Below are 11476 nucleotides of genomic sequence, written 5' to 3' on the forward strand. Positions count from 1 at the left end.
ACTGCACTTTGGCACATTCGATGCCGGTGGAGCAGGAGCCACCCACCTCATCCGGTATGGGCTGTCTGTCCGAATTCACCGCGCGCTACAAGAACACCGTGGCGATGCACAAATGTTCATTGATTGATGGAAACATTGCTAAATCAACGAGTTGACCTCTCTAACGAACGGTAGATTCTGTGCGGCCCGAATCTTGGGTCATGCTGCGTTGGCATAGGACGACTGCGAGCCTCAAAGTGCCATTAGTAGGTCCGTATCTGCGCAAGCATCGGGCAAGAAACGTTTCCGATGTTACAGTTGGCCGTAAGTTCATTCAGGGCGGCCTCCAATCGCTTTAGTTCGTTTATCTTCATACGCACATTGGAGATATGAAGCTCGGCCAGTTCCTTAACGGATTGGCAATCCTCGCTATCACCTTCGGACAGGTTGAGAAGCACCTTTGCATCGGCAAGCGAAAAACCCAAGTCTCGGCACTTCCTTATAAAACAAAGCCGTCCCACATCGTGCGCAGAGTACATGCGTCGATTATTCGATGCCCTTTCTGGTTTCGGCACGATCCCTTCGCGTTCGTAGTAGCGGATAGTTTCAATTCCGACACCGCTTTGCCGGGATGCCTCCCCAATCGCAAACATGTGAGATTTCCTGTCTTGATCCTGTAGTGGCTACAGAAGTTAAACGAGAGGTTGTTGTCTCTACAACTCCGCGCGACGTAGTCCATCAGGGAAACAGAATGCAGAAGTACCTTAGCCTCAGCTATTTGGGATCGCTATCAGCGCTTGGCGTCGCGACTTGCTGCGTTTTGCCCATGACGATGATGTTACTGGGGCTGGGTGGCAGTTGGTTGGCAATCTTTGGGAAGGTTGCCGCAGCGAGTTACTATGTGCTGACGATTTCAACGGCGCTCGTCGCGATATCGTGGCTGGTATCTTATCGGCGCGGTTCCTTGCCGACGTTGAAATGGCGGCTTGCAGGAACGACTCTAATCACCGGCGTGGCTTGGGTTGTTGTGTTTAACGAGGCACGGATTAACGACTACCTGATCATGCAGATGTGAGACTATGACAAAACAATCTGTAGTCCTAGAAAGCACCCTGACTTGCCCCAAGTGCGGTCACAGCGAAACCGAGGAAATGCCAACGGATGCTTGCCAGTGGTTCTACGAATGCAAGTCGTGCAAAACAGTATTGAAGCCGTTGGAAGGCGACTGTTGTGTCTACTGCTCATATGCCACTGTCCCGTGTCCACCAATTCAGCTAGGCGATAGCTGTTGCGGATGAAGTGAAGGACGGCTTTGTTGAGCGAACTGTGAGCTGCCGCCGCGAGCATCGCTGCTATTTGCATGAATGACAGTTTTTTCCGCTGCTTGGCCGCACAATATATTCGGCAGTTGCAGCGTTGTTCCTGCTGCAAGCGCATGCAGCAATAAAATCCAGGGTACAAGTTGGACTCTAAGCAGTCGTTGCTTGAAGTCACCTCAATGTCTGCTCTGCGGGGCGAAGTGGGCTTTCGCTGCGAGCTCACCCACGTCAGCTGTATGGGCACATCGACCGTGAGAAATAGATCATGCCGAAAATCAAGAGATAGAGAATTGTACGAATTACGTAATTCGGTTTTTTTACAACAGACGGCGTCGATGAAATTGGAAAACTCAGTTTGGAAACATAAAAGAAATTCTGATCAGTGGCTCTGATTACCAGTTTCGGTTTCCAGCATGTTCATCACCGCCGTTGCTTTGTTTTGCGCCATTTCAATAAATTCGACCAGATACCGCGGGTTACCTCTCGTGGGATAGACGATCCAGAACGGCACCGCCACGCCATTGTCTGGCGCGAGGCACTTGACGAGTTCGGGAATTCCCCTGGCAACGCTGCAGGGCAGCGGCGCAAAACCAACACCGTTGCAAACCGCAGACAATACTCCCTGTAGGGTATCGCACCGCAAGACGATCCTGGATTTTGCAAACAGGTCTTCCGCCCAGGCGCGCACTAATTGTGGCCCAACCGAATGCTCAAAGAGAACACAGTCTTTGTCATGCAGATCGTTTAGATCCATTGGCAGTGAAACATCCTTCAACCTGTCCTGGGAGGAATAAATCGCCCAACTCACATCACCCAGGTGATGGTATGTAAGATCCGCTTCGTTGCCTTTGTCACCATGACGAAACGCAATATCCGCTTCTCCGGCCACAAGATCCAGCGGTTGGTTGGTCAATACAGTTTCGAACACAACTTCTGGAGCGGTTTCACCATAGCGGGACAGGAGAGGACTGAGGATACGCTCGAAAACTTCAACAGTTGACGTCACGCGAATGACCTTGGAGGTAACGGATTTTCGAATTTGGGTCGCGGTACTGTCGAACATTTCAAGGGCGCGCTTAACCTGCGCTGCCTCACCGGAGAGTTTTCGAGCCACCGACGTGGGATCAAATCCACGCGGACTGCGCTCGAACAGGGTCAACCCCAAGGCATGTTCCAAGGCGTCAATACGTCGGCTTACGGTTGGTTGCGAAAGACCAAGCACGTCTGCCGCTGCACGGGTCGATCCGGTCTGCATGACCGCCAAAAAGGCCACAATATCATCGGGAGATGGGCGCGGCATGTTATTCAATCCTGAAGAACGTTCATCCTTCATGGCCGTATCACAACAACCGGCTGACGGGCTACAATTTTCCATGTGATGGGTTTTGGCGCAGCGGGAGAGAACGCATGATTTCAAAGACATTGATAGCGTTAGCCTTTTGCCTTTGTGCCACGGCCAATCCTGCGGTGGCTCAAGTCGCATCAGATCAGATGTTTAGCCATCCGCTGACGGCACGCATCGGAAATGACCTGACAACCATTTACCCGATTGACCGTGAAGCGACTGTGATCGAGGCCATCATGATCCCGGTTAATGACAATGGATCAGGAACAACCGAACTTTCCGCCAATGTCTTCTACCCCAAGGATGCGGGACCGGTTCCGGTGATCGTCAGCCTGACCGCCTATGACAAGGATATCGGACCAAGCCGGTATGTGCATACGGCGCGGGGCAATATCAACAGGGAGATTGGGCTTAATCTCGGTGACATGAACATCAGTGATGTCGCCCCGTTCGAAGCCGCTGATCCTGGTTACTTTGTGCCGCACGGGTATGCGGTGGTCATCATTGATGCTCCGGGAACCGGGAAGTCGCCTGGGACGGAAGATCCTTTCAGCGAAGCAACGGTTGATGCGTTCAAACAGGCCATCGAGTGGATTGCCCGTGGCGCGGAGAATGGCGGTCCCGGTTGGTCAAATGGCAAAGTCGCAACGCAAGGCACATCTTATCTGGGTATCATCCAGTGGTTGGTCGCGGCGACACAACCCGAAGGTTTGGATGCAATAGTTGTCTGGCAAGGGTCGTCCGACATCATTCGCGATGATCTGTTCAATGGTGGAATTCAGGAAACCGCCTTCATTCCATATTGGCTCTCGGGGAAATCAGCCGTGTTTCAGGATCCTGACACCAAACCTGAATTTGGCCTGACTTTTTCAGAAATCCCGCTGGATCTTGTTCCCGACCTGACTGAATTTGAAATTCCCCCGATCCTGGATGTCGAGAACATTGCAGTACCAGCGCTGGTCGCTGGTACGTGGAGCACTCAAGGCCTGCACTCCCGTGGTAGCTTTGAAGGTTACCGACGGCTCGGCATCGCAGGTGTACCACGCTATCTGACGACTCATGGCAGAGAAGAGTGGAGCGTCTCGAACCAGGATGAATCCCGTGACAAGCAACGAGTGTTCCTAGACTGTTACCTAAAAGATGTGACGGAAGTCTGCGAAACACTGGAAAACGCACCAGTGCATGTCGAGGTGATGCATGGAGACAATCTCTATCACGACCGGTATGTAGATGAGTGGCCTGTTCCAGACACAGAATACCGCCGCTACTACCTTGATGCGGCTACCATGACGCTTAGCAACAATGAACCTTCGAGCGCAGCTATCACTCAATACGATTCCGATGTTGTTGTCATTGATGATCCTGAAACAACCAATCCCCGTCTGATCTTCAGCCATACCTTTGAGCAACCGACCGAAATTGCAGGGTATCCGAAGCTACACCTGATCGCTTCACCGGACGTACTCATGGATCCCAGAGCGCGTGATGATAACCCCAATTCAGCCGTCGACATGGACGTATTTGTCGGATTGCGCAAACGCGGCACTGACGGCGACGTCCGGTACTTCATTAACCTCCTGGCAAGTGACAGCTTGTTTTCCCGAGGCTGGATACGCGCAAGCCTTCGCAAGACCCTTGATACCTACAATGGGCATCCGGTCCCTGACTACCGGACGATCTATGCCCTGGACGAGGTTCAGCATCTCACACCCGGTGAGGCCTATTACTTGGAGATCGAAATTCTTCCGACTGCCGTTCATTTCGAAGCGGGTGAAACACTTGAACTGATCGTTGCTGGGTCTAATGTGAGTTTTACCCCGCATAATCAGCATACGGAACTGGTCAATGTCGGCGTTCATACGGTCTATACCGGTGGCAGTCACCCCGGAGAATTTCCGATTTCTTCACCGTATCTTGAACTTCCCATCGTCAAATTCGCGAGCACACCGCAGCCGATTGCCAAAGGGGAGCCGCTGCCAATCCTGCGCGATGTAGAGTAAGATTGCAGCCGCAAAGTAATAGAAATCAGGTCTGCTTAGCGCGAACAATGCTCGTTTGTATAGCGTGCAGCATCAAGCAAAATGGGCTCTTTCGTTGAATCCGCCGCGCTATGCGTCAATGTCAGCTAACCGAAAATGCTTAGAGTGTCATTTCGCCCCGTAACGCAATGGACCCCAATAGTACCAATCAGTCAAGATCAGCGGCTTTTGAGCAAAAAGTAAACGTCACTTCGGGAGTGGCTTGCCGCGGTTCTCGGGAAGGCGGTAGAGCGCAAATAAAGACAAAACTCCGGCTACCATAAGCACGTAGGCTGGAACAAAATCATTCGAAGTGCGTGACACCAGATAGGTCACGACCAAAGGGGTTGTCCCGCCGAACAACCCAAGACACAGGTTGAAGCCAATTGCCGTACCGCTACATCGCACCGAAGCGGGAAACATTTCGACCATGGTCGGCATAATGACCGCGAAGCCAACACCGTAAAGGACACCAAATCCGCACTGACCGATCAATATAAGAACGAAACTCTGATGATGAATGAGCCACCATAATGGCCAGGCAAAAATCATGCTGCCAATGGCAACAAAAGCCAACATCGGCTTGCGCCCCAAACGATCAGCCAGCCAGCCTGCGGGCAGGGTTACAACAAGCATTGTGAAGATCGCCAGCGTATTGATATCCATGGATTTGGCGGTTGAGATATGCATCTTCTCGGACAGAAATGAGGCGGCATAAACAAATTGCATATAATAGCCGATGCTGGTGACCAGCAGCAGGCAAACAAGGCGAAGGACTGGCCTCCAGTGGTTCCTCATCACCACAATCAAGGGCGAACCCGAGACACGCTCGGATGCGTCCAGAACACTAGGTTCCTCCATTTGGCGGCGCATCAACAATCCCCAAACGGCAATTAACCCACCCAGAAGAAAGGGAACCCGCCAGCCCCACAGTTGCATGGCTGCTTCACCGACAATGGTGCTTGTCAGAGCCGCGCAACCGGAGCCCAAGAGGACTCCCAATAGGCACCCAACCTGTGGCCAACAGCCGATGAAACCGCGATGCTCATCCGGTGCACTTTCCGCCAGGTAAACGGCGGATCCTGTGTATTCGCCACCCATGGAAAGGCCTTGAACGACCCTTACTGCCACAAGTAACAGCGGTGCCGCGTCACCAATTCGGGAGGCATCCGGCAGTATCCCGATGGCGAAGGTGCCGCCGCCCATCAAACTGATCGAAATCAGCATGCTAGTCTTCCTGCCGATCTTGTCTCCGATATGGCCAAACAGAATACCGCCTAATGGGCGGGCCAGAAAACCAAGGGCAAAGACCCCAAAAGAAGCCAGCAGAGATGCCGTCGGATCATCTGCAGGGAAAAAATGTTTGCCAATGATCGCTGCCAAGAAACCGTAAATTGCGAAATCGTACCACTCCAACACATTACCCACAGTGGCGGCAGTGAGATTTACATGTTTGGGAATCCCGGCAGATAGTTTCAATTGCGATCCACTTGGTTTGGCTGTTCAGAGATAGATCATTTCCCACTCAGCGGGACCGATGATCTGCATCAGGACTTTCGTACCAAGGGAGGCACCACTGAGAGATCCTATATGTGGCAGGTCGCCATCATAGGTCAGGGTCCAGCCTTGGTCCGGCGGGCAATCGATTTCCAACCGAAACGATCCATAGTCTGGAATTTTCTGACGCAGGACAACGCCATTTCCAGAAAGTACATGCATTACTTCGTCAACACCTGTTTGTGTCAGGCTACGATTGACGTGAAAACGGTCGAAACGAGTGTAATCGATCCCTTCCAACACCTGATAGAGTTGAGGGTATATTACCTCGTGAGTTTTGTCGGTCGTTGAAAGCAGCCCCCCACCGGCCGTACCAGGCTTACGTCCTGCAGCTTTGATACACTCCAGGAGCTGTTCGCGTGACCATAAAAAATGGCTCTGGACTTTCTGGCTCTGCTCCTGATCCAAACTATTGGCTTGCAAAAGGGCGCGAATTTCAGCAGGCGCGGAGGCCGTATCAAGCGGCCAAACATGCGCCCCCACTCTTTGTAAGACGGCGTTAATTTCTTCCCGGTCACAGACAACGGCATCGCGGTCAGGTAGCCAAAGTCTAAGATTATCAGGGGTTTCGCCACTCATTTGTCAGGCTCCTATTGCCACGATAGGCGCTCTCGCACTGTTGCGCAGTGTATATGAATGGCCATTTTAGTCGAGGGAAACACAACTGCTGAAAATTGGATCGGATATTCAGCACAGATAAAATGAGGCTAACGGTCATACATCCAACAAGCAGCATCGGTCAAATTGGGCTCTCCTGACACTTTCGCCGCAATCTGCACCAAGGGCCGGTCTGGTATGGATCGACTTTCGCTGCACGCCGCATGAACTACCATGACGCGGACAAAGCCGTCGTTCGCAACGTCCGATTTGAACGGCAGGTCGGCGGAAGAAGCCGACGTGTATACAGCGGTGTTTGCTCAATAAGGCAGACCAAATCTGGTCGGCGTGTTATACTTAAAGTGCGCTTCGGTAGGAGTACTTGGGGGCACGGCGGCATTGTGATGGACATAGCTGATTGGCTTGCTCGATTGGGGCTAGACGAATACATCGAAGCATTTCAAGAGAACGCGATCGACGAGAGAGTCCTTGCAAGCTTAACGGCATCGGATCTTTCTGACCTTGGTATCGCGAAGATCGGGCATCGGCGTCGCGTACTCGAGGCCATCGAGGCCCTTAGGTACCCGCCGACAGGAAACACGAAACCAACAAACATGACGGTGCTTTCTGGAGAAGCCGAACGTCGCCATCTAACAATCCTCTTTTGCGACATGGTTGGATCGACCGAACTTTCCGCGCGGCTTGATCCTGAGGACATCAACGATGTTATTCGCGCCTACCAAGACGCCAGTGCTGGCGCGGTTGCCCGATATGGAGGGTTCGTGGCGAAGTTCATGGGCGACGGGGTTATCGCGTATTTTGGCTATCCCTCCGCCCACGAGGACGATGCAGAACGAGCCGTTCGCGCTGGCCTAGAGATGATCCGGGTTTCGACCAAGCTGCTTGCGACGGACGGTACGCCGATCAACGTTCGCATTGGAATTGCGACGGGCGTTGTTGTAGTAGGCGAACTTGTGGGGCATGGGGTGTCGCAAGAGTTGGCTGTGGCGGGCGAGACACCCAATCTGGCCGCACGGCTCCAAGCTCTGTCTGAACCAGGCGGGCTTCTTATTTCTAACGAAACACGAAACTTGTTGGCAGACGCGTTCGATTTCGAGGCGTTTGGCCCCGTGGAATTGAAGGGGATACCAGGCAAGGTAGAGGCTTTCATCGTGCTGGGCGAAAGCAGTGCTCAAAGTAGGTTCGCGGCTCGTTCGCCAGAGTTTCTTCCGATGGTCGGACGCGACAACGAACTGAATTTGCTTGTCGAACGGTGGGAAAGAGCAGAGCGAGGAGAGGGACAATGCGTTCTTCTCGTCGGTGAAGCTGGCATCGGAAAATCCCGAATTGTCCGAGGCTTCCAAAGCGCTATCGAGGATCCGACGACTGTCTACTTCCAATGCTCGCCGTATCACAGCGACAGTACACTCTGGCCTGTCATCAATCAAATTGCCCAGGCAGCGAGACTAGCGCCGGCTGATACAAAAGATGAAAAGCTCGATAAGCTTGAAAGCTACTGGCGCGCCGGCACCAGTGCCTGTGCGGACGTGGCGTTGATTGCGGATCTACTAGGGATAGACTTTGACGGACGATTTTCGCCGATCGACTTGTCGCCTTCTGCTCAAAGGGCGAAGACGCTAGAAGCAGTCTGGCGCCATCTACTTTTACTTTCAGAGACCAATCCCTTGCTCGTTGTCCTTGAAGACGGTCATTGGGCGGATCCGACGACCCGCGAACTGATTGAGCATCTTCTGGAAGCCACTTCCGCGACACGCATTTTGATACTCATGACAAGCCGCATGGACAATCAGCCTTCTATGGCCGCGCACCCAGATGTAACGCGGATTACGCTAAACCGCCTTGGCCGCGACTGGGCGGAAAACATGGTGCGGAGAATTGGAGAAGACAGACTGCCTGACAGAACGGTCGAAGCTATAATTCAGCGCACGGACGGAGTTCCCCTTTTTGTAGAGGAACTTACCAAGGCTGTGCTTGAGACCGGCGAAGCCACTATTCCAGCATCTCTACACGACTCCCTAATGGCTCGCCTCGACAGGATTCCAGAAGTGAAGGAGACGGCTCAGATCGCCTCTTGCATTGGTCGGGAGTTCGATCTTGCCACGTTGACTGCCATTGTTGACGGACCCGATTCCAGCATTCGGGCGGCGCTGGATCGTCTTATCTCAGCTGAGCTTGTGTACAGGCGCGGAGCGCCAACGGATTGCCGCTATATCTTTAAGCATGCCCTTGTCCGCGACGCTGCCTACGAAAGCCTTCTGAAGCGTAAGCGCAGAGAAGTGCATTTGAAGCTTGCGGAATTTTCCATCTCTCAAGCAAAGCGTGGTGGAAACGTACTGCCGGAGTTGATTGCGACCCATCTAGTAGCTGGGGCCGAGCCCGGAAGGTCTGTTCGATGGTGGCTTGATGGCGCCATTGAAGCGCTTCGCAAGGGGGCGGACAAGGAAGCTTCGCTATTCTGTCAGCAGGGCTTATTACATGTAGAGGCAATCGAAGACCCGCTGGAGGGTCGGACTGCGCGTATCGACCTGTTGCTTAGTCTTTACGGTGCCGACTACGGGCAAGGTGATGTCGATCATCTGTTGAACGTCGTCGAACAGGCCACAACACTTGCGCGGGAGGCTGGCGACGGTTCCCGCTTATCGCGTGCTTTGGATTCAAGAGCCTACGTTCTTGCCAGCGCCGGTCGGATAGACGACGCCATATCATGCGGCCGGGAGGCAGTAGAACTAAGCGACAGTCTAGAAGACGAGCATGCGTTTGTCGGCGCGAATACGATGCTTGCGCGGGCGTTATACGCACAAGGAACTTATGCCGAAGCGATACACTACATTACACGGGTCAAGGAGAGGCTTGGCTTCGATGTGGGGCGCGGCGACTTGAAAGGCGCAATGAATCAGACTCAGAACTGCCGGACATGGCGTGCGCTAATGTGCGCAGAGGTCGGGGAGTTCGCTTCTGGAGAACATGACCTTATGGAAGCCGTATCGATCCTACCGGAAATACGGGCGCCTGATCATGAAGAACTTTGGATAGGACTGGCTTTTGCAAGATTGAAAGCATTGCAAGGCGCCTACACAGAAGTCGTTGCTAAATGCGATCCGTTGCTCGATCGGTGCCGTCACGAATTGCCAGTTTACCTGCCGAGGATGGCAATGAGTTTCGGACCGGCTCTTGTACAGGTCGGAGAAAAGGATCGCGGACTTTCCTTGCTAGAAGAAGCTGACTCATTGGGTGAAGACAAAGGCTTCCTATTTTTGCGCGCTCTAATGTTGAGCGAATACTCCGCGGTACAACGTTCTCTTGGAGAAGTTGATTCAGCGGCCAAAACCGCGGCTCGCGCGACAGCTACTGCAACCCGGACGGGAGAGCGTGGTTCACTAGCCTGGTCATTGCTTCGATCCTGCGAAGCTGAAATCGATCGCGGAAACGACCACAGCGCTGCAATGCTGTTGGCGCAATCCGAGAGCATTGCACGAAAACGAGGAATGAAACCCTTGCTTGACGCAATCTCTGCCTTGAAGTTGCAGACGTAGGTCAGCCTAACGTCTGCTATTACTTTTGTTCCTCTTTCGCGGCATGATCTATGAACGGCTGCTCACAAACCAAGGGGCTTGGAGCGTCATTTCGCTCCTCCCTCAAACGACCTCGCTTTGATGATCGTGTCTCAATAAGTGTAGAAACCGAGACGGTTTGCCAGTCGGGTCAAGCGGGGACGCTGCTGCCTGGTCGCTTAGCTCTCATTTTCTCCATCGCCATGTCTTTTGCGGACCGGCTTTTTCGTTTTGCGACTGTGCGCTGCGCATCAAAAGCTGCCTGAAGTTCCTGATCTTTTTCCGAAACCTCTTTCACCGGGGCAGGGGCCGGTTTCGCTTCAGCCAGCGCCTTTGCCGTGTCCCTGGCCTGCTCTACAGCCAGATCGAGGTGTGTGCCTTTGATCTTCGGACTTTCGCCACCCAAGAACTGCATGAAATAGGGATCTTCAAAGTACCTGATCTTGTTTGCAATCACCGGCATCTTACCCTCGCGGATCAGCACAACCTCATTTTCAGGCAATCGGCCAACGTGTTCGGGCCGGAGCAGGCGAATGCCTTCCTCACGTTCCGATATGCTGCCCATTTCCATTTTACCGAGCGCCCGAGACTTCGATTTGCTCATGACCGTTTTGTCACCGATGGACCTGGACACGTGTTCGCGTACCTCTGAATCTTCGGACGCCGCAAACATCTGCGTCCCGGCGTTTGCCAGCATCGCCCGCACACCTTCATGCCCATAGATGTCCTGCAGGCGCGACAGTGTTTGCGAAATCACGATGATCCGACCGCCGAACGATCGCATGGTGTCATAGGCTTCAACGACGCGCTCAAGATGGCCGAGGCGCTGGAACTCATCGAGCAGCATCAAAACCTTGAACGGCTCATCTGGGCCCGGTTCGTGGGTTTCGATTGTGTTCACCAGATCGAGAAAGAACAGGCGAATGAGTGTCCGGAACTCTTTGACCTTTTTCCCCGGCACTGAAAAGTAGATCGAGGTGGGGCGCCGACGCAGATCCTCAAAGTTGATGTCATTGCCCTGCGTGGCTCTTGCCACAGACGGGTTGCGCCAGAGCTGAAGGCCGGAGTTCAACATAACCGAAATCGTTG

At 53.2% G+C, this 11476-nt stretch carries 9 protein-coding genes; 4 read left to right on the forward strand and 5 right to left on the reverse strand.

All coding sequences use genetic code 11. The annotated features are described in order from the left end of the window. Positions 1 to 242: 242 nt before the first annotated feature. Entirely contained in the window at positions 243 to 632 is a 390-nt protein-coding gene (locus tag GOX66_RS24580; protein WP_170545354.1) for a MerR family transcriptional regulator, read from the reverse strand. A 98-nt stretch (positions 633 to 730) separates the two neighbouring features. Between GOX66_RS24580 and GOX66_RS24585 the strand changes: the two genes are divergently transcribed. Then, positions 731 to 1054 carry a hypothetical protein gene (locus tag GOX66_RS24585; protein WP_170766413.1) on the forward strand — a complete coding sequence of 108 codons (324 nt, stop codon included), beginning with the start codon at positions 731 to 733 and terminating at the stop codon, positions 1052 to 1054. Positions 1055 to 1058: 4 nt separating this feature from the next. Further along, positions 1059 to 1277, forward strand: a complete 219-nt coding sequence (locus GOX66_RS25950; RefSeq protein WP_237212774.1) for a GDCCVxC domain-containing (seleno)protein — start codon at positions 1059 to 1061, stop codon at positions 1275 to 1277. A gap of 400 nt (positions 1278 to 1677) precedes the next feature. Here the strand turns inward: GOX66_RS25950 and GOX66_RS24590 are convergent, their stop codons facing one another. Beyond that, complete coding sequence (locus GOX66_RS24590) at positions 1678 to 2631, reverse strand: LysR family transcriptional regulator (protein ID WP_170766414.1); 954 nt, start codon at positions 2629 to 2631, stop codon at positions 1678 to 1680. Positions 2632 to 2705: 74 nt separating this feature from the next. Between GOX66_RS24590 and GOX66_RS24595 the strand changes: the two genes are divergently transcribed. After that, positions 2706 to 4643: a CocE/NonD family hydrolase gene (locus tag GOX66_RS24595; RefSeq protein ID WP_170766415.1), complete on the forward strand. Its 1938-nt coding sequence runs from the start codon at positions 2706 to 2708 to the stop codon at positions 4641 to 4643. Between the two features lie 225 nt (positions 4644 to 4868). On the opposite strand, the gene GOX66_RS24600 is transcribed toward GOX66_RS24595, so the two are convergent. Then, on the reverse strand, positions 4869 to 6140 hold the full coding sequence (locus tag GOX66_RS24600; RefSeq protein ID WP_170766416.1) for an MFS transporter: 1272 nt from the start codon (positions 6138 to 6140) through the stop codon (positions 4869 to 4871). Positions 6141 to 6164: 24 nt separating this feature from the next. Beyond that, positions 6165 to 6797 (reverse strand): hypothetical protein, encoded by a 633-nt coding sequence (locus tag GOX66_RS24605; protein ID WP_170766418.1) that lies wholly within the window; start codon positions 6795 to 6797, stop codon positions 6165 to 6167. 422 nt (positions 6798 to 7219) lie between these two features. On the opposite strand from GOX66_RS24605, the gene GOX66_RS24610 reads away from it, so the two are divergent. Further along, positions 7220 to 10369: an AAA family ATPase gene (locus GOX66_RS24610; protein WP_170766420.1), complete on the forward strand. Its 3150-nt coding sequence runs from the start codon at positions 7220 to 7222 to the stop codon at positions 10367 to 10369. Positions 10370 to 10538: 169 nt separating this feature from the next. Here the strand turns inward: GOX66_RS24610 and GOX66_RS24615 are convergent. Continuing rightward, the coding region (locus GOX66_RS24615; RefSeq protein WP_174822840.1) for a type IV secretory system conjugative DNA transfer family protein at positions 10539 to 11476 on the reverse strand (938 nt) is incomplete at its 5' end.

The sequence above is a fragment of the Ruegeria lacuscaerulensis genome (assembly GCF_013031245.1).
Taxonomy (GTDB): domain Bacteria; phylum Pseudomonadota; class Alphaproteobacteria; order Rhodobacterales; family Rhodobacteraceae; genus Ruegeria; species Ruegeria lacuscaerulensis_C.

Excerpts from the sequence above, each read along its gene's own strand:
- GOX66_RS24590 (WP_170766414.1), bottom strand. The coding sequence starts at position 2,631 with ATGAAGGATGAACGTTCTTCAGGATTGAATAACATGCCGCGCCCATCT.
- GOX66_RS24605 (WP_170766418.1), bottom strand. The coding sequence starts at position 6,797 with ATGAGTGGCGAAACCCCTGATAATCTTAGACTTTGGCTACCTGACCGC.
- GOX66_RS25950 (WP_237212774.1), top strand. The coding sequence starts at position 1,059 with ATGACAAAACAATCTGTAGTCCTAGAAAGCACCCTGACTTGCCCCAAG.
- GOX66_RS24595 (WP_170766415.1), top strand. The coding sequence starts at position 2,706 with ATGATTTCAAAGACATTGATAGCGTTAGCCTTTTGCCTTTGTGCCACG.
- GOX66_RS24610 (WP_170766420.1), top strand. The coding sequence starts at position 7,220 with ATGGACATAGCTGATTGGCTTGCTCGATTGGGGCTAGACGAATACATC.
- GOX66_RS24585 (WP_170766413.1), top strand. The coding sequence starts at position 731 with ATGCAGAAGTACCTTAGCCTCAGCTATTTGGGATCGCTATCAGCGCTT.
- GOX66_RS24580 (WP_170545354.1), bottom strand. The coding sequence starts at position 632 with ATGTTTGCGATTGGGGAGGCATCCCGGCAAAGCGGTGTCGGAATTGAA.